The sequence below is a fragment of the Escherichia sp. KTE96 genome, assembly GCF_000408525.1.
Lineage (GTDB): Bacteria > Pseudomonadota > Gammaproteobacteria > Enterobacterales > Enterobacteriaceae > Escherichia > Escherichia marmotae.
Genome location: NZ_KE137149.1, coordinates 2,066,988 through 2,092,266 on the forward strand (window position 1 = coordinate 2,066,988; position 25,279 = coordinate 2,092,266).

Annotated in this window: 17 protein-coding genes, 1 tRNA gene, 2 pseudogenes and 2 CRISPR repeat arrays; of the genes and pseudogenes, 12 read left to right on the top strand and 8 right to left on the bottom strand. The window is 48.7% G+C overall.

Annotation, left to right across the window (positions count from 1 at the left end):
* Nucleotides 1–628: a CRISPR direct-repeat array (repeat unit 28 nt; unit sequence GTTCACTGCCGTACAGGCAGCTTAGAAA).
* A 171-nt stretch (nucleotides 629–799) separates the two neighbouring features.
* The 10 genes from cas1f (at nucleotide 800) to A1WG_RS04915 (ending at nucleotide 14,379) form a co-directional block, all read left to right on the top strand.
* Nucleotides 800–1,783 carry a type I-F CRISPR-associated endonuclease Cas1f gene (gene cas1f, locus A1WG_RS04960; RefSeq protein WP_000097889.1) on the top strand — a complete coding sequence of 328 codons (984 nt, stop codon included), beginning with the start codon at nucleotides 800–802 and terminating at the stop codon, nucleotides 1,781–1,783.
* Nucleotides 1,780–5,013, top strand: a complete 3,234-nt coding sequence (gene cas3f, locus A1WG_RS04955) for a type I-F CRISPR-associated helicase Cas3f (RefSeq protein WP_001516088.1) — start codon at nucleotides 1,780–1,782, stop codon at nucleotides 5,011–5,013. The genes cas1f and cas3f overlap by 4 nt, the downstream gene beginning before the upstream one ends.
* A gap of 325 nt (nucleotides 5,014–5,338) precedes the next feature.
* Nucleotides 5,339–6,646: a type I-F CRISPR-associated protein Csy1 gene (gene csy1, locus A1WG_RS04950; RefSeq protein ID WP_001516089.1), complete on the top strand. Its 1,308-nt coding sequence runs from the start codon at nucleotides 5,339–5,341 to the stop codon at nucleotides 6,644–6,646.
* Complete coding sequence (csy2, locus tag A1WG_RS04945; RefSeq protein WP_001516090.1) at nucleotides 6,643–7,566, top strand: type I-F CRISPR-associated protein Csy2; 924 nt, start codon at nucleotides 6,643–6,645, stop codon at nucleotides 7,564–7,566. The genes csy1 and csy2 overlap by 4 nt, the downstream gene beginning before the upstream one ends.
* A 10-nt stretch (nucleotides 7,567–7,576) precedes the next feature.
* The gene (csy3, locus tag A1WG_RS04940; RefSeq protein ID WP_016242618.1) at nucleotides 7,577–8,578 is read left to right on the top strand and encodes a type I-F CRISPR-associated protein Csy3; all 1,002 of its coding nucleotides are present in this window, start codon (nucleotides 7,577–7,579) and stop codon (nucleotides 8,576–8,578) included.
* Between the two features lie 10 nt (nucleotides 8,579–8,588).
* Nucleotides 8,589–9,143: a type I-F CRISPR-associated endoribonuclease Cas6/Csy4 gene (cas6f, locus tag A1WG_RS04935; protein ID WP_001516092.1), complete on the top strand. Its 555-nt coding sequence runs from the start codon at nucleotides 8,589–8,591 to the stop codon at nucleotides 9,141–9,143.
* Between the two features lie 416 nt (nucleotides 9,144–9,559).
* Nucleotides 9,560–10,102, top strand: coding sequence for a fimbrial protein YehD (gene yehD / locus A1WG_RS04930; RefSeq protein ID WP_001516093.1), 543 nt, complete (start codon nucleotides 9,560–9,562; stop codon nucleotides 10,100–10,102).
* 55 nt (nucleotides 10,103–10,157) lie between these two features.
* Complete coding sequence (locus A1WG_RS04925; protein WP_001516094.1) at nucleotides 10,158–10,838, top strand: fimbrial assembly chaperone; 681 nt, start codon at nucleotides 10,158–10,160, stop codon at nucleotides 10,836–10,838.
* Between the two features lie 14 nt (nucleotides 10,839–10,852).
* The gene (locus A1WG_RS04920; RefSeq protein WP_001516095.1) at nucleotides 10,853–13,339 is read left to right on the top strand and encodes a fimbrial biogenesis outer membrane usher protein; all 2,487 of its coding nucleotides are present in this window, start codon (nucleotides 10,853–10,855) and stop codon (nucleotides 13,337–13,339) included.
* Between the two features lie 11 nt (nucleotides 13,340–13,350).
* Complete coding sequence (locus A1WG_RS04915) at nucleotides 13,351–14,379, top strand: fimbrial protein (protein ID WP_001516096.1); 1,029 nt, start codon at nucleotides 13,351–13,353, stop codon at nucleotides 14,377–14,379.
* Nucleotides 14,380–14,486: 107 nt separating this feature from the next.
* Here the strand turns inward: A1WG_RS04915 and A1WG_RS04910 are convergent.
* From A1WG_RS04910 to trxB, 8 genes and pseudogenes are all read right to left on the bottom strand, one after another.
* Nucleotides 14,487–14,574 (bottom strand) — tRNA-Ser (locus A1WG_RS04910).
* Nucleotides 14,575–14,917: 343 nt separating this feature from the next.
* Nucleotides 14,918–15,906: direct repeats of the CRISPR family, unit length 28 nt; unit sequence GTTCACTGCCGTACAGGCAGCTTAGAAA.
* 106 nt (nucleotides 15,907–16,012) lie between these two features.
* Nucleotides 16,013–16,231 (bottom strand): translation initiation factor IF-1, encoded by a 219-nt coding sequence (gene infA / locus A1WG_RS04905; protein WP_001040187.1) that lies wholly within the window; start codon nucleotides 16,229–16,231, stop codon nucleotides 16,013–16,015.
* Nucleotides 16,159–16,331, bottom strand: a pseudogene (locus A1WG_RS25400) (hypothetical protein); the annotation flags it as partial. The gene infA and the pseudogene A1WG_RS25400, both read right to left, overlap by 73 nt.
* Before the next feature lie 42 nt (nucleotides 16,332–16,373).
* A pseudogene (locus A1WG_RS25405) lies at nucleotides 16,374–16,515 on the bottom strand (hypothetical protein); the annotation flags it as partial.
* Entirely contained in the window at nucleotides 16,516–17,220 is a 705-nt protein-coding gene (aat, locus tag A1WG_RS04900) for a leucyl/phenylalanyl-tRNA--protein transferase (protein ID WP_001516097.1), read from the bottom strand.
* 44 nt (nucleotides 17,221–17,264) lie between these two features.
* Nucleotides 17,265–18,986, bottom strand: a complete 1,722-nt coding sequence (cydC, locus tag A1WG_RS04895; RefSeq protein ID WP_001202150.1) for a heme ABC transporter ATP-binding protein/permease CydC — start codon at nucleotides 18,984–18,986, stop codon at nucleotides 17,265–17,267.
* On the bottom strand, nucleotides 18,987–20,753 hold the full coding sequence (gene cydD / locus A1WG_RS04890) for a heme ABC transporter permease/ATP-binding protein CydD (RefSeq protein WP_001516098.1): 1,767 nt from the start codon (nucleotides 20,751–20,753) through the stop codon (nucleotides 18,987–18,989).
* A gap of 122 nt (nucleotides 20,754–20,875) precedes the next feature.
* On the bottom strand, nucleotides 20,876–21,841 hold the full coding sequence (gene trxB, locus A1WG_RS04885) for a thioredoxin-disulfide reductase (protein WP_000537399.1): 966 nt from the start codon (nucleotides 21,839–21,841) through the stop codon (nucleotides 20,876–20,878).
* A gap of 544 nt (nucleotides 21,842–22,385) precedes the next feature.
* On the opposite strand from trxB, the gene lrp reads away from it, so the two are divergent.
* Together lrp and A1WG_RS25160 are read left to right on the top strand one after the other, a co-directional pair.
* A complete protein-coding gene (lrp, locus tag A1WG_RS04880; RefSeq protein ID WP_000228473.1) occupies nucleotides 22,386–22,880 on the top strand; it encodes a leucine-responsive transcriptional regulator Lrp in 495 nt (164 codons plus the stop codon).
* A 134-nt stretch (nucleotides 22,881–23,014) separates the two neighbouring features.
* Nucleotides 23,015–25,279 (top strand): DNA translocase FtsK 4TM domain-containing protein (locus A1WG_RS25160; protein WP_001516099.1); only part of this gene is annotated, 2,265 nt, incomplete at its 3' end.

The following is a 25,279-nucleotide window of genomic DNA, read 5'->3' on the forward strand; positions in this document are numbered from 1 at the left end:
GTTCACTGCCGTACAGGCAGCTTAGAAAACACGCAGGAAGAGATCCGCGAGGCTATCAACGTTCACTGCCGTACAGGCAGCTTAGAAACTGCGCAACATCCACGCCGCGCCCGGTGATGGGTTCACTGCCGTACAGGCAGCTTAGAAAACGAGGTGACCTGGAATAACGCCGCAGTAAAAGTTCACTGCCGTACAGGCAGCTTAGAAATTGACCGTGCGCGGGTTCAGAACGCCGTCGTCGTTCACTGCCGTACAGGCAGCTTAGAAAGCAGTCGCAGCGGCAGAGTAATTGCGCGTTTCGTTCACTGCCGTACAGGCAGCTTAGAAAAGCAGTTCAATCGCTGGCTCAGGCGTCTGAATGTTCACTGCCGTACAGACAGCTTAGAAAAGGAGCATTTGCGGCAAGGCCTGGTTGTTGCTGTTCACTGCCGTACAGGCAGCTTAGAAAACGACGCTGTCGCGCTGGCGTCGGCGTGGAACGTTCACTGCCGTACAGGCAGCTTAGAAAAAAGTTAAAATCATAACTCAGGTTTTGAGGGAGTTCACTGCCGTACAGGCAGCTTAGAAAAGCATCTGCATGGTGCCCGTGGTCTTAACAAGGTCCACTGCCGTACAGGCAGTTTCACAAATACGATGATGGCAGAAATTTAGCTGCGTTATGGCGCTCTCAACTCCGAACCATTAGCTGTGACACACAATAACAATTGTGATAATTGCGACGAGAATCAATTTCTCACACAGAAATCAATGCTGTACTAATCCTAACTCCTTCAAATAAAAATAATCACAGGATGTGTTTATGTCTTCAAATTACCTTACTCCTTCTGATCTCAAAACCATTCTCCACTCCAGGCGTGCCAATATTTATTATCTGGAAAAATGCCGGGTGCAGGTGAATGGTGGGCGAGTGGAGTATGTCACCAGTGAAGGCAAGGAGTCGTATTACTGGAATATCCCCATTGCGAATACCACGGCGTTGATGTTGGGGATGGGAACGTCCGTTACCCAGGCGGCGATGCGTGAATTTGCCCATGCTGGAGTGATGGTTGGTTTTTGTGGTACGGATGGCACGCCGCTGTATTCGGCAAATGAAGTTGATGTTGATGTCTCCTGGCTCAGTCCGCAAAGCGAATATCGTCCTACTGAATATCTTCAGCAGTGGGTTTCTTTTTGGTTTGTTGAAGACAAACGCCTTGCCGCCGCGAAACGTTTTCAGTTAATTCGTCTGACACATATTGATAAGTACTGGACCAGCGCGAAAATGCAGCGTGAACACGCCTTTCAGCCTGATGCTAATGCACTGCAGACTCTGCTAAATCGCACTCGTGAAGAAATAGACATGGCAGAAAGCCATACGCAGCTTATGCTCGTAGAGGCGAAATTGACCAAAGCACTCTACAAAATGGTGAGTCAATCCGTGGGCTACGGCGACTTTACTCGTGCAAAACGGGGTGGCGGAGTTGATATGGCCAACCGCTTCCTTGATCAGGGTAATTATCTGGCGTATGGCCTGGCGGCAGTGGCGGCGTGGGTAACCGGGATCCCACACGGTTTAGCAGTAATGCACGGTAAAACCCGTCGCGGCGGTCTCGTTTTTGACCTTGCCGATCTGATTAAAGATGCCCTTGTTATGCCACAAGCATTTATCGCTGCAATGGCGGGAGAAGATGCTCAGGAGTTTCGTCAACGCTGCATCAATATCTTTCAACAAGCGGATGCGCTGGATGTCATGATCACCTCTCTGCAGGAAACGGCTCAGGCCCTGGCTAAGGCTGACCAATGAACGTCCTGATTATCTCGCGCTGCACAAAAAATGCTCGAGTGGAGAGCTGCCGTATTATTGATCAGTTTGCCGAACGCACTGGTGACGCCGCATGGCAAACGGTGATTACTCTGGAAGGGGTTAATACACTTCGCCGTTTACTGCGCAAAACTGCCCGGCGAAATACCGCAGTGGCTTGTCACTGGCTGAAGAAGAATGGGCAAACGGAGTTGATGTGGATTGTCGGCAATATTCGTCGTTTTAATGCTCAGGGACGCGTTCCCACAAATCGAACAACGCAAACCAGCCTGGTGAAAAAAGAAGAAAATCGCTGGCAGTGCGCGGAAAGTATTGCGCTGCTGGCGGCTATCGCTGGGTTATTTCATGATTTTGGTAAAGCAGGACGCAGCTTTCAGCAAAGCCTGACCCAAAAGAATGCCCGCAGTTATCAGCCTTATCGGCATGAGTGGATTTCGCTGCGGCTTTTTCAGGCTTTTGTCGGTGAACAGCCAGACGAAGTGTGGCTGGAAAAACTTGGGAAATTAACGGCAGATGATGAAACCGCGATCCTTGAGTGCCTGCAAAAAGACACGCCTCATTTTTCAAATAGTCCATTCAGTTCGCTGCAACCACTCGCCAAAACGGTAGGCTGGTTGATCCTTTCCCATCATCGAATGCCGGAGAATCTTTCGCCACAACCAGAACAATCATGCAAAGGCTGTGATAGTTGGCTGGAGAAACAACTCAATGCTGACTGGAATGCCGTTAACCACCGCAAAAATGACTGGACGCAACAGGATTTTGAGCACGTCTGGCAGTTTCCATCAGGAACGCCGCTTCAAAGCGCGAGCTGGCGGGAAAAAGCGCGTCAGATAGCCCGCCGGGCGCGTAACGCCAACGGTTTAAAGGAATGGGGACAGATGGAGCAACTGTTTCCATTACATATGGCGCGTTTTTGCCTGATGCTTGCCGATCACTACTATTCATCTAATGACGCGCAGCAAAAATGGCAGGACCCGGAATATATCGTCTGGGCAAATAGCGATCGCCAAAGCGGCACGCTTAAACAACGGGTAGACGAACATCTTGTGGGCGTCGCGCATCATGCGTATCTGCTTGGGCGGCAACTGATGCACACACGGGCATCGCTTCCGGCAATTGCCCGACATAAAGGTTTTAGCCAGCGGGCCACAGACGCGAAATATCGCTGGCAAGATAAAGCCTGGGATGTGGCGCGAGCGTTACGTGAACGAAGTCGTGAAGAGGGATTTTTCGGCGTCAATATGGCCTCGATGGGGTGTGGTAAAACTTTTGCGAACGCCCGCATTATGTATGCACTTGCCGACGAGCGAGAAGGGTGCCGCTTTACCGTTGCGCTGGGATTGCGCACGCTGACTTTGCAAACCGGCGATGCTCTGCGCAGTCGGCTTGGACTGGGTGAGGATGAGCTGGCGGTACTGATTGGTTCGGCGGCAGTTAAGCAACTGTGGCAGCAGGAAAAAATAGACAATGATTGTGGAAGTGCTTCGCAAGAGCCGCTGGCAGAGGAGCAACAGTTTGTTAAATATGAAGGTAGTCTGCATACCGGGGCGCTGGAAAAATGGTTGAAGGATGACAGCAAACTTAAGGCGTTAGTAAGCGCACCGATTCTGGTAGCAACCATTGATCATCTTATTTCTGCGACCGAAGGTGTGCGAGGCGGAAAACAGCTTCCTTCGATGTTGCGTTTGTTAACCAGCGATTTAGTGCTCGATGAACCTGACGACTTTGATATTGCCGATCTTCATGCAGTATGTCGTCTGATGAATTGGGCCGGAATGTTGGGAACGCGGGTATTACTTTCTTCCGCGACGTTGCCGCCAGGGCTGATTCAGGCGCTGTTCGCGGCTTATCTTGCCGGGCGTAAAATGTGGCAGACGTCTTGTGGTACCCACGGCAGGCCCGTCAATATCTGCTGTGCCTGGTTTGATGAAAAAGATGCTGATGCAACGCAAATTTGCGACGGGCCTGGGTTTCGTGATGCACATGCAAAATTTGTTGCACGGCGAGCGGTGATGCTGGCTGAAAAAGAGCGACTGCATTTCGGGCGTGTTGCTTCAATTTCATCTGCATCAAGCGCGATACAAGACGTTACCGAAAGTGTGGCCCAGACGGTGCATACGCAAATGCTGAAGTTGCATCAGGCGCATCGCCAGCTACACGAAAGCGGTAAAACCGTTTCGCTGGGCCTGGTGCGCTTCGCGAATATCAATCCACTGGTCGCAGTGACCAAAGCCCTGATCGCCATTCCATCACCAGAAGATGTCTGCATTCATTATTGTGTTTACCACTCCCGACATCCACTGGCAGTACGTTCAGATATTGAGAAGCGCCTGGACCGCGCTTTTACCCGCCATAACGAACTCGATTTCTGGAACAACGAGGATATTGCTGAAGCCTTACATAACCGTCCGGAATCGCACCATCTGTTTGTGGTGTTGGGGACATCGGTTATAGAAGTGGGGCGTGACTGGGATGCGGACTGGGGAATTATCGAACCAAGCTCCATGCGTTCGATAATTCAATTTGCCGGACGTATTCAGCGCCACCGTAGAAATGTGCCGACTAGTGAGAATCTGGTTATTTTGCGTAGTAATATCAAATCATTGCAGAAAAAAGCCCCCGCATTTTGTAAGCCTGGTTTCGAAACAAAAGAACACTTGCTTAATAGCCACGATATTTGCGAACTGATTCCGATCGCGGACTACCGGACGATTAACGCCTTGCCGCGGATCCTGTCTGCCAATAATGACAACAAACTGGCGGAGCTTGAGCATAGTCGTTTATCCGCTGAATTGATGAGCAGTAAAAGCAAACATGTGGTGGCGGCGCAATGGTGGCGTGCACCGCTAAGCTGGAACGGCTGGATGCAGCGCCAGACGCCATTTCGTTATTCCCCTTTGCCGGAGGCAGTGTTTTTTCTGCATATGGATGATGAAGAAAGCGAAGCGCGTTTCTATTCCCGCACGGGCGACAACGAGCGTAAAGCGCAAGGGAATTTCAGGCGAGAAGAGGTGAGATGCGCCAGCGGAGTCGCTTGCTGGGGCGTGATGGATTACCAACACGTTTTGTTGAATTTAGCTGATAAGCAAAGTTGTGAAATACAGCGTGTTGGAGAAATGTTTGCTGAAGTGAGAGTACCGGCCAGTGAAGAAGATGCGGTCGATGACTGGCGTTATCACCCCTGGTTAGGTGTGTTTCGCAACCTGTGATGGGGTAGCTGCCTGTACGGCAGTTTACAAGTCCGTATCCGGAGATACCTCTATTTCTAAGCTGCCGATGGCAGTGCGTGAATGTTAGTTATTAAATCATTGTGTTGCAAATATTTTATGCATGGTAATATCACTTTTGGTTATTACATGGGTTTAACTAGATTAAAACGTAGATACCTCTAGGTGAACTATCCATGATTATCACCACGGGCGTTGCCCCTTTTGCTGTGTATGTCAGTTGTACTGAAGCCTGGTTGGGCTACGGAGATTTTTCAGTGAAGTCAGGGAGCAACTTCAATTTGATGGATTAACGAAAGGAGCCGAGATGGAAAAAACGGCGCTAATACAATTTATCACTGACTACATCGCTTCGCGAAGGCAACCCAAGATCGAAGCCTTTGAAAAAGAAGCAGCAAAGCGACTGGAGCAGGGCGACGACGCCAGCGTTATCGCTCTGGAGCGACAGGAACTCGAAGCACGCTACCTGCCACGTAATTGGTTAACGGATGCGGCGAAGCGTGTTCGTTCTATAAGGATAATCTCCCACGGGGCAAAATATAGTAATGGTGACTCCAAAGCATATGGGCGTTATTTGGAGAAATTCGTCAGCGAGGGATATTTAAATACAGCATCACTGGCAATTATTAAAGAGGATGCTGAAGGCAATGCAGCCGTTTTTGATGTTGCAAAACTACTGCTAACGGAAGTCAACGGTGATTCATTACTCGCCAGCTTAAAACGTGGTGATTATCAATCATTAAATGCCTTTGCGTTGGATGATGAACAATTAAAACAATGGGTTGAATGCTTTAGTGAAGCATATGCTTCGGAGTGGATAAAAGCACATAAACTTTCGAAGCAAATCTATTTCCCTGTCGATGATGGCTATCATCTGCTCTGCCCGCTGTTTTCCAGTTCGCTGGCACAGGTGATGTATGAAAAGCTAACTGCCGTGCGCTTTAGCGAGGAATCAAAAGCTATTCGCGATGCGCACAAAGCAGGTAAATGGCACTCACAGCCAGATATTCGTTTCCCGAATCTTGCAGAGATGCATTATGGAGGTGGAAATCAACAGAATATCTCCCTGCTAAACAGTGCCAGAGTTGGCCGTGTCTGGCTGTTGCCATCAATGCCGCCCACCTGGGCGACGCTGGATCGCGCGCCACAAAACATGCGCAGTATTTTTTCCCTACGCGGCGATTTCAATCGGGCGGCTTCAGGCATCATAGCCCGGATGACTTACCTGCTGAAGGTTGACATAAATAATGTTCATATTCGTACTGCGCGCGCGAAATATATTGATGAGTTGATAGATTTGCTGTTCATGCAGGCATCCTCTTTTCAGCAAGAAAAATGGCAGGGATGGTCAGTACAATCACCAGACTTACCTCGCCACCAACAACTTTGGCTGGACCCGTGGCGAAGCCTGTCAGATGAGGCTTTCAAACAGGAGCGTGAGAAAAACGACTGGCAAGAGACGATAGCCGATGATTTCGCACGCTGGCTGAACTATCGCCTGAAAAAAGCCCGTTTCGATGTCGGTGCTGTCGAGCAAAGGGAGTGGCGCAGTCAGTCCCTGTTTACTCAACGGATGCGTGAAATGGAAGCTGTTCTGCAGGAGGCGCTGAAATGAGTTATCTGCTCTTGTTACCCCATGTACGCATCGAAAACGCTAACGCCGTCTCCGGGTTGACCTGGGGATTCCCGTCGATGACCCATTTTCTCGGTTATGTTCATGCGCTTTCTCGCAAAGTCGTGGATGAATTTGGCGTAAGTTTTGACGGTTGTGCGGTAGTAAGCCATGAACAGCATATTCAGGCGTACAGCTCCGGGCGCGATTTTCAGTTCGCTCTCACCCGTAACCCATTAACCAGAGAAGGTAAAACCGCGTCGTTCAATGAAGAGGGCCGTATGCACCTGACGGTTTCTCTGCTGATTGAATGTAATGGCGAAATTACCAATGGTGAATATGGCAGAAAAGCCCTTTGCGACTATCTGAAAATGCTCTGCCAGAGCCACAAACTGGCGGGCGGAAGCATTGTTGACATGCGCGAACCGCAGCTTTTTCATGCGCCTGAAGATGAAAAGCAACTGCGTAAAATCATCTGGCGTTTAATGCCAGGTTACGCGCTTTACGACCGCAGCGAATGGCTGGCTGAACATCACCAACAACATCCCGACATATCGTTGCTTGATGCCTGGCTTGATTTTGCCACGATTAAATATCAGGCCGAATCTCCGGCAGAAGACAACAGCGCAAAATGGATATACCAGCCGAAGCCGATGACCGGTTTCCTGGTGCCGTTAATGTGTGGCTACCAACGCATTTCTCCTGTTTACGCACCTGGTGAAGTGGAAAATGCACGCGACATCGTGACGCCATTTGCTTTTGCCGAAGCGGTTTATGGCATTGGCGAATGGCGTGGATTACATCGCATTACTGATTTGCAACCGCTGATGTGGCGCTATCGTACGACGGACACTGGCTACTATTGCTCGGCAATACCACTCGTTGACGACCCTACTACTAATGAAGATGACGATTCAGAATAAGGACATAATTATGGCAAAGGCCCCTGTAGCAATAAAAACGGCGTCGGTACTGGCATTTGAACGCAAACTGGCAACGTCTGACGCGGCGATGTACGCAGGTAACTGGCAAGGAAATGAATGGCAACCCATTGAGATTCAGGAGAAAGCCGTTCGCGGAACCATCTCCAATCGCCTGAAAGATGCAATTTCCAGTAATGAGTTAAAGTTGAATGCAGAAATCCAAAAAGCCAACTTGCAGCGGGTAGATGTGGCAGCGCTTCCGGTTGATGCGGATACGCTAAAAGTGATGTTTACGCTGCGCGTGCTGGGTAATTTATCTTCACCTTCAGTATGTAATGATATGGCCTATCAGGAGGCGCTTTCCGACGTTATTGACGGCTATATCAGCGAGCATGGTTTTAAAGAGCTGGCGCTTCGCTATGCGCTGAATCTGGCAAATGGTCGTTTTTTGTGGCGCAACCGCATTGGTGCTGAGCAGATCCAGGTGAAAGTTACTGCTAATGATTCGTCCTGGACTTTTAACAGTCATGACTTCTCCTTGCGTCAATTTGATCAAGGCCAGAGTAGCGTCACAGAACTGGCGACAATAATTGAACAAGGATTAAGCGGAAAAGAGTGGGTGATGCTTACCGTTGAAGCGCAGGTTCGCCTCGGTGCCGGGCAAGAAGTCTTCCCATCACAGGAACTGGTGCTCGACAGCAACAGTAGCAAAAGTCGCGTGTTGTACCAGGTTGCAGGCATTGCCGGTATTCACTCCCAAAAAATTGGCAACGCTTTACGTACTATTGACACCTGGCATCCGAAGGTTGATGAGTTGGGGGCTATCGCCGTGGAACCTTACGGTTCTGTAACCAGTCGCGGTGTGGCCTGCCGCCAACCGAAAGAAAAACTCGATTTTTATACCTTACTGGACAATTGGGTGACTAAAGGGATGAAACCAGACGTTGATCAACAGCACTACGTGATGGCAGTGCTGATCCGTGGCGGTGTCTTTGGTGAGAAAGCGGAATAAGGAGCTGCCAATGGAGCACTACCTTGAGATCCGCGTTCTGCCAGATCCTGAATTTTCGAGTGAAATGTTGATGGCAGCGTTATTTGCCAAATTGCACCGGGCATTAGGCGCAAGAGGGCAAGGTGATATCGGCGTGAGTTTCCCGGACGTGAATGTTACGCCGGGAGCGCGTTTACGCTTACACGGCAGCGCCCCGGCATTGCAGGCGCTTGAAGCCTCAACGTGGCGTAAAGGACTTACGGACTATTGCCAATGTTCACCTGTCACTCCTATTCCTGAAATAAAAGGCTGGCGAGTGGTAAGCCGTGTGCAGGTTAAAAGTAACCCCCTGCGTCTGTTAAGGCGTTCAGTAAAAAAGGGCTGGCTCACTAAAGAACAGGCAATTGAGCGACTGGCGACGCAAACTGAACGGCGGACCGATTTACCCTTTCTCAATATGAAGAGTTTATCGAGTCAGCAACAGTTCAAGCTGTTTATCCGTCATGGTGATTTGCTCACTGAACCGGTGAAAGGGGAATTCAGTAGTTATGGATTAAGCGCAACAGCAACTATTCCCTGGTTTTGATAGTTTGCAATTTCGGACAGGCCTGACCGTGTGGTTGGGCTTTTTTTTGCCGTGTGATCAGGCCGTTGAGAAGCGGAACTTGAGTGCGTTCGATAGTTGTTGTTCATATCAGGGAGGTTGTCTTCTTCGCTAAAAATAATTTTTATTATCTATCTCGAATCATAAAAATATGAATTTGGGTGACTAATAATAACCAGCATTATTATTGTTCTGATTAGAAATGCGATTATTAAATAAAATAAACTTAGGAAATATTTGTAGTGTAATATTTCTCTCCGGTGTTAAATTAAAATAATTTGATGTAAGCCACGAAAACAAATAATTTACATTGCTACAACATCTTCGTTTTGAGAAGTTTCTTGTCAGGAGATTGATATCTCTTATTAAGGTAAAGCAAATTAGTTAAGGAATAGACTATGAAACATTCAATTATTGCAGTTGCGGTATTATCATCTCTTTTTATGAGTGCAGGAGCATTTGCTGAAGGGAATCAACAGGGGGAGTTAATTATTACCGGTAAAGTCGTGGGGACTACATGTCAATTTATTGACGGTACTACTGCAACAATTGCGATGAACGAAATTGGTGCTGATCAATTCGAAAATGTAACTGTTGGCGGTACCGTTGATACTTATTCAAATAAAACTACCGTGCCTCTGAAAGTTCAATGTACCGGAGATAAAACGCCAAGAATTACGTTTTCTAGTTCGCAATTTGTTGACTCTTATGACAATATTACGGTTAATACTGCTTCGAATAATGGCGCTGGGTTTGCTGTCTATTATGTTAATAATGGTAACGAAAATAAAATCACAAAGGATGGTGTTATTGAATTAAATGGGCAAGGTGTGGATGGTTTGTATACGCTTAACTTTAGTGCAAAATATGCAAAGTCTGATGAAACAGTGACCCCGGGTGATGTTAAATCTGCTCTGACAATGACTGTCGTAACAGATTAATACTTTGCTTATCGGCGGCTGCGGCCGCCGATATTTTACAACAAGGAGTGTTGCCATGAAAAAGTTAATAGCCTTTTTGCTGGCCGGCATGGTCATGCCTGCGTGGGGCGGAGTCTATATCTACGGCACTCGCGTTATTTATCCAGAACAGAAAAAAGAGATTACCGTTCAGTTAATGAATGAAGGTAATCGTAGCGCCCTGGTTCAGTCATGGATTGATAATGGCGATACCAGCCAGCCCCCAGAAAAAATTCATGTTCCGTTCGTGTTGACGCCACCGGTCGCTCATGTAAAAGGGGGGGAAGGGCAACAACTCAAAATCAAAAAATTGGCGAATACACTACCTAAAGATCGCGAAAGCCTGTTCTTCCTTAATGTGCTCGACATCCCACCTAATCGCCCCGAATTAGAAGGTAAAAATGGCATCAAATTCGCCATGCAAAACCGCATTAAATTTATCTACCGCCCAGAGGGACTTACAGGCGTGGATAAAGACAGTTTTCGTCGCCTTAGCATTAAACATGCCAATGGCGGTATTAATATCAAAAACAACTCCGCAAACTGGATAACTATTCCTGAGTTGACCGGGAATGCAAAGATAAATAAGGAAACGTTGTTATTAGCCCCCTGGTCAGATAAGACTATCACTACAGCCTCAGCCATCCATCAATATACAATTACCCTTATTGATGATAATGGAAACTATTTGAGTGAAAAAGTAAAAACCGTCAAATAGATCAGGGATTGATTATGTCTAAACTTAATTCTATTACGCTGGCGATCCTGTCGGTGTTGGCTACTTCGCCTGCATGGGCGGAAGATGAAACATTTGACACCCATTTTATGATTGGCGGATTAAATGGGGAAAAAATTTCTGACTATCATATTGATAGTGATAAGCCGATGCCAGGTATCTATGATATGGATGTTTACCTGAATAATCAGTGGCGCGGACATTATAATGTCGATATTAAAGACGATCCGGATGCAACATGTTTATCCTGGGAGCAGTTAAAGCAAATAGGTATCCTCACTGAAGGCATTAATATCGATAAAAGCGTAGAATGCGTACCACTTCGGGATGCAGTACAGGGCGGCAGCGTTGACTATGATATTGGGCACTTTAACCTGAAGTTAAGTGTACCCCAGGCCTATGTCGTTGAGTATGAACGCGGATATGTCCCGCCTGAGGCATGGGATCGCGGGATTAACGCATTATATACGTCTTATTATGCCAGTCAGTATTACAGTAATTATAAGCACGGAGGAGATAATAAAAGTAGCTATTTAAATCTGAATAGTGGTTTGAATCTTCTTGGCTGGCAGTTGCATTCAAATGCCAATTATACGAAAAGTGACGAGAGCAGCGGTAAATGGAAGAGTAACACGTTATATCTGGAGCGCGGAATTCCACAGATTCTTGGCACATTGCGTGCTGGTGAAATGTATACCGGTTCTGATGTTTTTGACTCCGTGCGTTTTCGCGGTGTACGCCTTTGGCGTGATATGCAGATGTTGCCGAACTCTAAACAGAATTTTACTCCTGTGGTGCGCGGTGTTGCCCAAAGTAACGCACTTGTCACTATCGAACAAAATGGCTTTGTGGTTTACCAGAAAGAGGTTCCGCCAGGTCCATTCGCCATTGATGATTTGCAACTTGCTGGTGGTGGTGCAGATCTGGAAGTAACCGTTAAAGAAGCTGACGGTTCGGTATCGCGTTATCGTGTACCTTATTCATCTGTACCAAATATGTTGCAACCGGGCGTTTCGAAATATGAATTTGCTGCCGGACGTAGTCGTATTGAGGGAGCCAGCGATCAGTCTGATTTTATTCAGGGAAGCTATCAGTATGGCCTTAATAATTTGCTGACTCTCTATGCTGGCACGCAGTTGTCGGATAATTACTCATCGTTTGTTCTCGGCACGGGATGGAATACACCGATTGGTGCTGTATCGGTTGATTTTACCCATTCCCACAGTGAACAAGATAACGGTGATGTGTTTAATGGTCAAAGTTATCAGATTGCCTGGAACAAATATCTCTCTCAAAGTGGAACGCAATTTTCTCTGGCGGCCTGGCGTTATTCTTCTCGAGATTATCGTACTTTTAACGATCACGTGTGGGCTAATAACAGGAAAAGCTATAATCGAGAAGATGACTCAGTTTATGATATCGCCGACTATTATCAGTACGATTTTGGTCGTAAGAACAGCTTTTCTGTAAATATAAACCAGTCATTACCGGAAAATTGGGGATATCTGTCGGTCAGTGGTCAATGGCGGGATTATTGGGAACGCAGCGGGACAGGGAAAGATTATCAACTCAGCTATTCGAACTCCTGGGAACGCCTTAGTTATACCTTGTCTGTTAGCCAGACCTACGATGAAGATAACCGCGAAGATAGACGCATTAACTTATATTTCTCAATTCCCTTCTCGTGGGGCGATGGAATCACTGAAAAACGACGAGATTTATTTGTTTCTAACTCGACCACTTTTGATAAAGACGGCTATCGGTCGAATAATACCAGCCTCAGCGGTGTAGCGGGGAGTCGCGATCAGTTCAGCTACGGGGCTAACTTAAGCCATCAACACCAGGGCAGCGAAACAACAGCAGGTGGAAACCTGACCTGGCGTGCGCCATTGGCGACTATTGGTGGCAGCTATAGCCAGTCGAAAAAATATCAACAGGTTAGCGGCAATATTCAAGGCGGTTTAGTCGCGTGGTCGGACGGGGTGGCACTGGCTCCCAGACTTTCCGATACGTTCGCCATCGTCAAAGCGCCGGGACTGGAGGGAGCGGCGGTGCAGGGATATCGTTACCTGACCACGGATAGCAGAGGCTACGCTATTTATGACAACCTGACGCCGTATCGTGAAAATACGTTGATGTTGGATATTGCCGACAGTAAAAGCGACGTGGCGCTACTGGGTAACCGTAAAAACACCGTTCCTTATCGTGGTGCGGTAGTGATGACTCAATTTGAGACTGATAAACGCAAACCCTGGTATTTCATCTCCCAACGCCCTGATGGCTCTCCGTTGCCGTTTGGTTATGAGGTTGAAGATGAAAGCGGCAACAATGTGGGCTTGGTAGGACAGGGAAGTCGGATATTTATTCGCACCAATGATGTTCCCGCGGCGATTCGCGTCTCGGTTAATAAACAGCAGGAACAATTCTGCACTATTACCTTTGATAACGTTATTGATGAGAATAAAGTTTATATTTGTCGCTAAAGGATTTGTTTATGAAGAAATATTGGTTTTTGTTTCTACTGGCTTTGCCATTTTTTGGGCAGGCTAAATGTACCTATACAAATAACCTGGAGGCAACTCAGGCAATTAATTTAGACTTCACAAAAGGTAATGAGATAACAGTAAATTTCAACCCTAATCTAAAGGATGGCGATTATGTATGTGACGCTTTGACTGATAAGATGTATTTTTCAACATCGTTACGAGATTATATTATTGAAATGAAAGATAAGCCGGGTGGTGAATCTGTTTATATTAAGTTGACGCTTGAGGCTGATGGATTTCCGGTAGACACACCCAGGGATATTGTTTCACCCAAAACCTATTCCGTCAGTAATACTATTAATAATAAAGAAATGAAGCTAACTGCCTCATATATACCACCTACTTCGTATGATGAAGCAGGGAGTAAGGGCGAACTAGTAATTGCAACAGGTGATTCATTCCAGTTAAAAAACGCTGCAGCTATTTTTACATCTAATAATGTCTGTTCTTCAGGTCCGCTTGCGTCGTTACTTTGCTATCTCTTTGGTCTGTCAAGCTTAAACGAATCTTATAAGCAAAAACTAATATTTAATATTAAACATAAACCCACAACTTGTAGTTTCTCGCAATCGATTTACGAAATACAAATGCCAGATATAGCTATAAGTGAGGTTGAATCAGCAAATGATACTAAAACAGGCTCTACAAATCTGCTCCTCAATTGCGACAGTGTTAATAAGGTCACGACTAATCCAGTGACTTTTAAAGTTGCGCGCGGTGAATGGGATGATAGTGGAACCATTCTGAAAAACACATCGCTTAATGGTGCTAAGGGGGTTGGGTTCCAGATTTATAATGGTAACGCAACGACACCGTTAAAACTGGGCGATACTCTGATGAACAAACTAACTAAAATGGCGGCCATTGAGAATCAGTACACCTTCCCGATTACCGCGAAATATGTCCGCGTGAAGGAGGAAGCGATACAGCCTGGAGAAGTCCAAAGCAAAGCGATATTTGCCGTATCCTATGATTAATGTGCCACTGGCCTTCACGTACTTTCGTAGAGGAAGTACGTGTTTTTTATTCATGGCGGATCAATGCAAAAAAAGCCCGTACTTTCGCACGAGCTCTTCTTTAAAGATGGCGGTGAGGGGGGGATTCGAACCCCCGATACGTTGCCGTATACACACTTTCCAGGCGTGCTCCTTCAGCCACTCGGACACCTCACCAAATTGTTTTGCTGCCTGACCTCATGGGTGGCAACGGGGCGCTACTATAGGGAGTTGGAGTAAAACGGTCAAGAAGAATTTATAGAGATTGATTCGTTTGGTTACGCAATGAACATGCTGTTTGCGTGACGGAGATTATGACCGTATGTGTTCTGTTTAATTGTTTATCAAAAACTATGCAGAAAATATGAGATTGAAGAAGTAACAAATCGACCCTTTTTTTAGGTTGAAATGTAACTCATTGATTTTGTTTATTGCTATTTTGAAGTCTGGAAAAAGGGGTTGAATCTGCGATTTTGTAAGTTTTAACAGTAAATCAATCGGATAGTCTGCTATTATACCAGTTCACTGCCGTACAGGCAGCTTAGAAATCGCAGGGCTTGCGGGACCACCCACGAAATATGTTCACTGCCGTACAGGCAGCTTAGAAAGCAAAGGGTTTTCGACCATTACCCAGATAATTGTTCACTGCCGTACAGGCAGCTTAGAAAGGAGACGATATCCGTAGCCGCAGACACAGCAGGTTCACTGCCGTACAGGCAGCTTAGAAAGATGTGGTGAGAAAGTTGCTCCGCCAGAGCGTGTTCACTGCCGTACAGGCAGCTTAGAAAAGAGGGCGCGGTCGCGCCCTTAAGGTCAAAAGGTTCACTGCCGTACAGGCAGCTTAGAAACTGGGTTATCTCCACGCTCGCCCGGTTAACTAGTTCACTGCCGTACAGGCAGCTTAGAAATGAAAATAACTTCTGATATTGTTGGCGATGGTGTTCACTGCCGTACAGGCAGCTTAGAAATTGGGCCATTGCGATAGACGCTGCCGGTATTGGTTCACTGCCGTACAGGCAGCTTAGAAAGCAATAAACCGTTTGCAACACCAGAATGGTGCGTTCACTGCCGTACAGGCAGCTTAGAAACGTAGGGACGCCGTAACCGCCGATTACATAGTGTTCACTGCCGTACAGGCAGCTTAGAAATGTACCTGCGCTTGTTGCAGCGGGTGCTACGGGTTCACTGCCGTACAGGCAGCTTAGAAAATAGTGCGCAACGTGCGGGAGTCCATACAGATGTTCACTGCCGTACAGGCAGCTTAGAAACCCAGATAGTTGATAACTTCGTCGCTGTCAGCGTTCACTGCCGTACAGGCAGCTTAGAAACCAGCCAGCATGATTCCGCGCGTTAATGTTGGAGTTCACTGCCGTACAGGCAGCTTAGAAATGACGTAATAAATGCAATGCAAATGCTCGCTTGTTCACTGCCGCACAGGCAGCTTAGAAATCGCTCCGCCAGTGCAACTGGTAGTAGAGTGCGTTCACTGCCGTACAGGCAGTTTTTAAAATCCATACCCAATATTTATTTTCTTCCTTAATCCCGGGCGCAAAAAAGGCCGGTTAAACCGACCTTTTACTCGTTCTTTCTCTTCGCCCGTCAGGCGGCAAAACAATCAGCGACTACGGAAGACAATGCGGCCTTTGCTCAGGTCGTACGGGGTCAGTTCAACAGTCACTTTGTCGCCCGTCAGGATGCGGATGTAGTTTTTGCGCATTTTACCGGAGATGTGTGCAGTAACCACGTGACCGTTTTCTAACTCTACGCGGAACATGGTGTTAGGTAACGTTTCAAGAACAGTACCTTGCATTTCAATATTGTCTTCTTTGGCCATCTAATCCTCTGGGGTATCACTACCGTAATTTGAACCGGCAAGATAATGCCGAAGTTCTGTAAATAAGTAAAGATTTGCGCGCTAAATCGCAACAAACAGGTTTGGCACATAACTCCGAAAACACACGGCTAAGCCGCACCAAAAGCGCAACGTATAAGGGAACGGTGAGATAAACGATGGGCGTTACCTGACGCGAAAAATTCCTTATCGGCAGCGGAGTAATGAGCGTAACCAACTCTGCGAGCGCAATTATAACACTCTGGAGAGAAATGTGCCGAAAACATTCATTTCTGTGGCGAAAACAATTGCCGCGGCACCCAGAAATTATTCGGTAATCGTTCCGGGCGCATTTGATTGAGGTAATTGAGGTAATCCCGCCGGGGAATTTCGCAGGCTCCAAGCGAAGCCGTGTGATCATTAAGCACCTGGCAGTCGATCATTTTGCCGCCATGACGGATAAATTCTTCGCAGAAGATCATGAGCGCCGTTTTGGACGCATTTTCCATCCGGCTGAACATCGATTCGCCACAAAATAGCGTTCCCTGCGCTACGCCATATATGCCGCCGACAAGCTCGTCTTCATGCCAGACTTCAATGGAGTGGGCATGACCCAGCTCGTGTAAGCGGTGGTAGGCTTCAATCACATCGCGCGTAATCCAGGTTCCTTCTTCGCGATCGCTGGCACAGCCTTCAATGACCTGACCAAAGGCATGATTCATCGTGACACGGTAAGGCGAGCGTTTATGAAATCGTTTCATACTGCGACTGATGTGCAGTGATTTCGGCCATAATACTGCGCGTGGATCCGGCGACCACCAGAGAATGGGGTCGCCAGGAGAAAACCATGGGAAAATACCACGCTGATAAGCCATTAACAGGCGCGCGGGGCTAAGATCGCCCCCCAGCGCCAGCAGGCCGTTAGGCTCACGTAATGCGCCTTCCGGAGAAGGGAAGGCTATTGAATGGCGAGAAAGCTGAACCAGGCGCATGACCGCAAAACTCCACTACGCAAGTCGGATCGTTCAATAATAGCTTACAAACCCTGCTTAAACTGGTAATAACGCCCCTGTCTGGCAAGCAGTTCTGCGTGAGTACCTTGCTCAATAATTTGCCCGTTGTCCATCACTATTATTTGCTGGAAATGAGAGAGTCCGCGAAGTCGGTGAGTGACCATTAACACCGTTTTCTCACGCATCATTTCTGCAAGTAATTCAAGGATCTGACTTTCTGTTGTGGCATCTAAACCTTCGGTAGGTTCGTCCAGCAATACCAGCGGCGCATTGTGCAATAGTGCGCGGGCGATAGCCAGGCGGCGCAGTTCACCACCAGAGAGTTGACGTCCGCCTTCACCTAACCAACTGTTGAGTCCTGCATCTTCGAGCAATTTCTCCAGACCGACGCGGCGCAAGATCTCCGCCAGAGCCTCATCACTACTGCCAGGCGAAGCGAGTAATAGATTATCTCGCAGCGTGGCGCTAAACAGATGCACACGCTGCGGCACAACGCTGATGGTCTGGCGCAGAGTCGCTTCGTTCAGGCTGGCAATGGGGCTACCGTTAAGCAGAATCTCGCCTTGTTGTGGATCCCATGCGCGAGTCAGCAGTTGTAACAGAGTTGATTTGCCGCATCCGGTTCGCCCGAGAATCGCAATATGTTCTCCGGCGTTTGCCTGAAGGGAAATCCCTTTAAGCGCTTGTTGTGATTGTTCCGGATAAGTGAACTGAACATCACGTAATGTCAGGGATACCTGATCGGCAACACTGGATTGGGTATCAGGAAAGGTAACTTCCGGCTTTTGGTCCGTTAAGTCAGTGATTCGCACGGCAGAGGCAATCACTTGCCCCAGATGCTGAAATGCGCCAGTCACCGGAGTCAGCGCTTCAAATGCAGCTAACGCGCAGAAGACAAACAGCGCAATTAACGCGCCAGGCTGATTATTACTACCAACGCCACCGGAGGCCATCCATAGCATCAGGATCACCGCCAGCGCGCCAATCAGCAGCATAATCGCTTGTGATAACGCGGTCAGTTCGGACTGGCGGCGTTGCGCTTCCAGCCACTGAATTTCGGTATTCTCTAACTGCGTGCGATAACGATCGCTGGCGCCAAAAATGGTCAGCTCGGCTTGCCCTTGCAGCCATGCGGTTAATTGTTGGCGATACTGACCGCGAAGGTGAGTCAGATTTTGCCCAGTGCTCTTTCCGGCGCGATAAAACAGCGGAGGCATCAGGAACAACGTCAGCAACATAATGCCGCCCAGCGTAAAGGCGAGGGTGAAATCAAGGAAGCTTAACCCGACGGTCACCACCATAATCACCACAAAAGCACCTACCAGCGGCGAAATAACGCGCAGATAAAGATGATCGAGCGTATCAACATCCGCCACGACACGGTTGAGTAATTCACCCTGGCGATAGCGGGCCAGCCCGGCAGGGGAGAGTGGCAATAGTTTGCTGAAGGTGTAAATGCGCAGATGCTGCAATACGCGGAAAGTCGCGTCATGACTCACCAGTCGTTCAAAATAGCGACCGGCGGTACGGGTGATTGCCGCGCCACGCACACCTGCGGCGGGCAGCATATAGTTAAAACTATACAGGCCTGCGACACCGGCTACAGCCGATGCGGAGAGGAACCAGCCGGAAAGTGTTAACAGACCGATACTGGCGAGCAGAGTAATAATCGCCAGCACAATACCGAGGCTTAACATCCACTTATGGCGTTTATACAGTGCCAGATAGGGTAGCAAAGCGCGCATTTAAATCTCCTCCTGACGATGGGCCAGTAATGTGGCGAAAGGACCGTTAGCCACACTTAACTCCGCGTAACGTCCTTGCTCGACAATCTGACCATCCTGCATTACCCAAATGGCATCCCAGTCAGCAAGATCTTCTAACTGGTGGGTGACCATTAACGTAGTCTGGCGCAGTGAGGCGGCATTCAGTGCTTCCATCACGCGCTGCTCGCTGTGAGCATCGAGGCTGGCAGCGGGTTCATCCAACAGTAATAGCGAGCAGGGATTTAGTAACGCACGAGCCACCGCCACGCGTTGCGCCTGACCCACGGAAAGGCGGGCTGCCTGGTCGCCAACAGGCGTATCAACACTTTGTGGCAGGAGCGGTAGAAACTCACTGACCCACGCGTTATCCAGTGCTGTTTGTAACTCTTGTTCGCTGGCATCAGGTCGCGCTAGCAGTACGTTATCCCGTAGTGTTGCCGCCGGTAATTGCGGATTCTGCCCAACCCAGGAGAGATGTTTGCGCCACGATTCCGGTGATAAATTGCTCAATTCTATGCCGTTGACTCGTAGCGATCCCTGATAGGAAAGAAAGCCGGAAAGCGCATTCAATAGTGAGCTTTTACCTGAACCGCTACGACCAACTAACACCGCACGTTGGCCTGCTGGCAGAGTAAAATTCAGCGGGCCGACCAGCGTTTTACCTTCTGGTGAAGTGATAAACAGATCCTCGGCTTCAATGGTCACCGGATCGTTAGACGCTAACTCCGCCTCACCGCGTTGTGGATGAGCGAGTGGGGTTTCCATAAACGTTTTCAGGCTGTCGGCTGCGCCAACCGCCTGGGCTTTAGCATGATAAAACGTACCGAGATCGCGTAATGGCTGGAAAAACTCTGGCGCAAGGATGAGTGCGAGAAAACCCGCAGCCAGCGTCACCCCAGTATCGTAGTGACCAAAATCCAGTTCACCGAGGTAGGAGAAACCAAAGTAGACCGCCACCAGAGCAATTGACAGCGAGGTGAAGAATTCCAGAATGCCGGAGGATAAAAATGCCAGTCGTAGCACCTCCATCGTCCGTTGACGGAAATCTTCCGAAGCAGAACGAATGCTTTCAATTTCGGCTTCACCACGACCAAAAATACGCAGTGTTTCCATGCCGCGCAGGCGATCGAGGAAATGTCCACTTAAGCGAGCAAGCGCGAGAAAGTTACGTCGGTTCGCATCGGCTGCGCCCATCCCAACCAAAGCCATAAATAACGGGATTAATGGAGCAGTGCCCAGCAGAATGAGCGCCGCAGCCCAGTTAGAAGGGAAGATCGCGACCACAATCAGTAGCGGCACTGATACCGCCAGCGCCATTTGCGGCAGGTAGCGAGCATAGTAATCATGCATATCGTCAATTTGTTCAAGTACCAGCGTCGCCCAACTCCCGGCTGGCTTGCCCTGAATCCATGCAGGCCCTGCTTGTTGCAGGCGGTCGAGAACCTGGCGGCGAATGGCAAAACGGATATGCTGCCCGGCGTGATAACCCACCCGTTCGCGTAACCAGACCACCCATGCGCGCAGCACAAAGGTCAGTACCAGTAAAGTAAAGGGAAGCAGCAGGGCTTCGCGGGGAATATTCTCCATAATCACATGTTGCAGAATACGCGCCATGAACCAGGCCTGGGCAATTATTAATATGCCGCTCACAAAGCCCAGCAGACGAGAAATATTCAGCCAACGTTGGGAGATGACGCTTTGCTGTTTTAACCAGCGGGTTAACTCTTTTTGACGGGATTTATTCATTGCACGCTTAGCAGGTGAGTTATCAGAATTTTTTGCAGGGCAATGTTACAACGGGGAAATAATAAAGGCGACCCATAGTCGCATGGAGTCGCCTTTTTTACTTTTGTTACTGATATGTAAAATTATTTTTCGCCGTATAAACCGTCGAGGTAGCGTTCAGCATCAAGTGCCGCCATGCAACCTGTACCAGCAGAAGTAATGGCCTGGCGATAAATGTGATCCATTACATCACCTGCGGCAAACACGCCCGGGATACTGGTCTGGGTGGCATTGCCATGAATACCCGACTGTACTTTGATGTAGCCGTTTTCCAGTTCCAGTTGCCCTTCAAAAATGGCGGTGTTCGGACTGTGGCCGATAGCAACAAACAGGCCAGCAACGTCGAGTGATTCGATGTTATCGCTGTTTTGCGTATCGCGCAGACGAACGCCTGTGACACCCATCTGATCGCCAGTCACTTCTTCCAGCGTGCGGTTGGTGTGCAGAATGATGTTGCCGTTCTCCACTTTATCCATCAGACGCTTAATGAGGATTTTTTCTGCGCGGAAACTATCGCGGCGGTGGATCAAATGTACTTCGGAAGCGATGTTAGACAGATACAGCGCCTCTTCAACCGCAGTATTGCCGCCGCCGATAACCGCTACTTTTTGGTTACGATAGAAGAATCCATCGCAAGTCGCACAGGCAGAGACACCACGACCTTTAAAAGCCTCTTCAGAGGGCAGGCCGAGATAGCGTGCAGAAGCCCCGGTGGCAATAATCAGCGCATCGCAAGTGTATTCGCCGCTGTCGCCAGTCAGGCGAAACGGACGATTCTGCAAATCCACTTTGTTGATGTGATCAAAGATGATTTCAGTTTCAAATTTGGTGGCATGTTCATGCATGCGCTCCATTAACAACGGTCCGGTCAGATCGTTTGCATCGCCTGGCCAGTTTTCCACTTCCGTGGTGGTGGTCAGTTGGCCGCCTTTTTCCATGCCGGTGATCAGCACCGGTTGCAGGTTGGCGCGTGCCGCGTAGACAGCAGCGGTATAGCCCGCCGGGCCTGAACCCAGGATAAGCAGTTTACTGTGTTTGGTCGTGCCCATGAGATCCCCATAGTTGTTGGCAGACAATAGGCAGGATTGTAGGGAATTTACAGGCGTAAAAAAAGAGTATGACGATTTTGTTAACGATTTGTGCAATCGTCAAAAGCGATAAGCGTGTCAAATTCTTCTGTCATTATCACCTCTGCTACTTAATTTTTCCGGTTTATAAGCCGATTAAATGATGATTAAACGCGACTGTTAATGAATATCTGGCATGTTGTACTAAAAAACGATGTTTTGCTTTGACAATCACCTGGCGTTTTGCGAAAACATTCGAGGAAGAAAAAAACAGTATTCTTATATGCGCATAATCATGCATGTAAATACCATGTTTACCGTGCTAGTGAAATCTACGCATGGCGTGGACAGACGCCATTCGTGATGTCGATAGCTGCCACAAGGCAACGGTCTTCTCACCGTAGACCCAGGCATTGCGCGCCGTGAATCTTAATGATTTCGGTCTATCGTGACGGGTAGCGACTCTGGACAGTGATGTTTTCAGGGTCAGACAGGAGTAGGGAAGGAATACAGAGAGACAATAATAATGGTAGATAGCAAGAAGCGCCCTGGCAAAGATCTCGACCGTATCGATCGTAACATTCTTAATGAGTTGCAAAAGGATGGGCGTATTTCTAACGTCGAGCTTTCTAAACGTGTGGGACTTTCCCCAACGCCGTGCCTTGAGCGTGTGCGTCGGCTGGAAAGACAAGGGTTTATTCAGGGCTATACGGCGCTGTTGAACCCGCATTATCTGGATGCATCACTTCTGGTATTCGTTGAGATTACTCTGAATCGTGGCGCTCCGGATGTGTTTGAACAATTCAATACCGCTGTACAAAAACTTGAAGAAATTCAGGAGTGTCATTTAGTATCTGGTGATTTCGACTACCTGTTGAAAACACGCGTGCCGGATATGTCAGCTTATCGTAAGCTGTTGGGGGAAACTCTGCTGCGTCTGCCTGGCGTCAATGACACACGGACATACGTTGTTATGGAAGAAGTCAAGCAGAGTAATCGTCTGGTTATTAAGACGCGCTAACACGGAACAGGTGCAAAATCGGCGTATTTTGATTACACTCCTGTTAATCCATACAGCAACAGTACTGGGGTAACCTGGTACTGTTGTCCGTTTTAGCATCGGGCAGGAAAAGCCTGTAACCTGGAGAGCCTTTCTTGAGCCAGGAATACACTGAAGACAAAGAAGTCACATTGACAAAGTTAAGCAGCGGGCGCCGACTTCTGGAGGCGTTGCTGATTCTTATTGTTCTGTTTGCCGTCTGGTTGATGGCAGCTTTATTAAGCTTTAATCCTTCGGATCCCAGTTGGTCACAAACGGCCTGGCATGAGCCTATCCATAATTTAGGTGGGGCACCTGGCGCATGGCTGGCCGATACCCTGTTCTTCATTTTCGGCGTCATGGCTTACACCATCCCCGTCATTATCATCGGTGGCTGTTGGTTTGCCTGGCGTCAGCAGGCCAGCGACGAATACATTGATTATTTTGCCGTCTCGCTGCGAATTATTGGTGTGCTGGCGATCATTCTTACTTCCTGTGGTCTGGCGGCGATCAATGCTGACGATATCTGGTATTTTGCCTCCGGTGGCGTAATCGGGAGTTTATTAAGCACTACGCTGCAGCCACTGTTACACAGTAGTGGGGGAACGATTGCACTGCTTTGCGTCTGGGCGGCAGGCCTGACGCTGTTTACCGGTTGGTCCTGGGTGACTATTGCCGAAAAACTGGGCGGCTGGATTTTAAACATTCTCACATTTGCCAGTAACCGTACTCGTCGCGACGATACCTGGGTTGATGAAGATGAGTATGAAGACGACGAAGAGTATGAAGATGAGAGTCACGGCAAACAACATGAGTCGCGCCGTGCCCGGATCCTTCGTGGCGCATTAGCGCGTCGTAAACGTCTGGCCGAAAAATTCATTAATCCGATGGGGCGGAAAACTGACGCTGCGTTGTTCTCCGGCAAGCGGATGGATGATGAAGAAGAAATTACCTACACGGCGCGCGGTGTCGCCGCCGATCCTGATGACGTCCTCTTTTCGGGCAATCGTGCAACGCAGCCAGAATATGACGAATACGATCCGTTATTAAATGGTGCGCCGATTACCGAACCTGTAGCTGCTGCAGCGGCTGCGACCACTGTGACACAAAGCTGGGTTGCGCCGGTTGAACCGGTAACCCAGACACCACCATCTGCACCTGTTGATATTTCACCAACACAGCCCACAGTGGCCTGGCAACCTGTTCCTGGACCACAAGCGGGTGAACCGATAATTGCACCTGTATCCGAAGGTTACCCGCAGCAACCGCAATATGTGCAGCCTGCGGTGCAATATAACGAATCGCTGCAACAACCGGCGCAGCCTCAGCAGCCATATTATGCGCCTGCGCCGGAACAACCGGTGGTTGGTAACACCTGGCAAGCTGAAGAATCGCAATCCACTTTTGCTCCACAACCTACTTACCAGCCGGAGCAAACTTATCAGCAGCCGACCGTTCAAGAGCCGTTGTATCAACAGCCACAACCTGTTGAACAGCCGCCTGTCGTTGAACCGGAACCTGTTGTTGAAGAGACAAAGCCTGTACGTCCGCCACTTTACTATTTTGAAGAAGTGGAAGAGAAGCGTGCGCGTGAACGTGAGCAACTTGCGGCCTGGTATCAACCGATTCCTGAACCGGTTAAAGAACCAGAACCGGTCAAGCCTGTTTTGGCACGACCAGGTGTTGCAGCAGTGCCGCCGGTAGAATCCGCAGCCGCAGTCTCACCGCTGGCATCTGGCGTGAAGAAAGCGACCCTGGCAACGGGAGCCGCAGCGACGGTGGCTGCACCTGTCTTCAGCCTGTCAAATAGCGGTGGACCGCGCCCGCAAGTGAAAGAGGGTATTGGCCCTCAGTTGCCAAGGCCGAAGCGTATTCGTGTTCCGACGCGTCGTGAACTGGCGTCATACGGTATTAAGCTGCCCTCACAGCGTGCAGCGGAAGAGAAGGCACGTGAAGCGCAGCGCAACCAGTACGATTCTGCCGGGCAGTATAACGATGATGAAATAGATGCAATGCAGCAGGATGAACTGGCTCGTCAGTTCGCCCAGACGCAGCAGCAACGCTATGGTGAACAGTATCAGCATGATGTGCCAGTTAACCCGGAAGATGAAATAGATGCCGCTGCAGAGGCAGAACTGGCTCGTCAGTTCGTCCAGACACAGCAGCAACGTTATTCCGGTGAACAACCTGCGGGGGCGAATCCGTTCTCGCTGGATGATTTTGAATTTTCACCGATGAAAGCATTAGTGGATGATGGTCCACACGAGCCGCTGTTTACGCCAATTGTTGAACCTGTTCAGCAGCCGCAACAACCGGTCGCGCCGCAGCCGCAATATCAGCAGCCGCAACAACCGGTCGCGTCGCAGCCGCAGTATCAACAG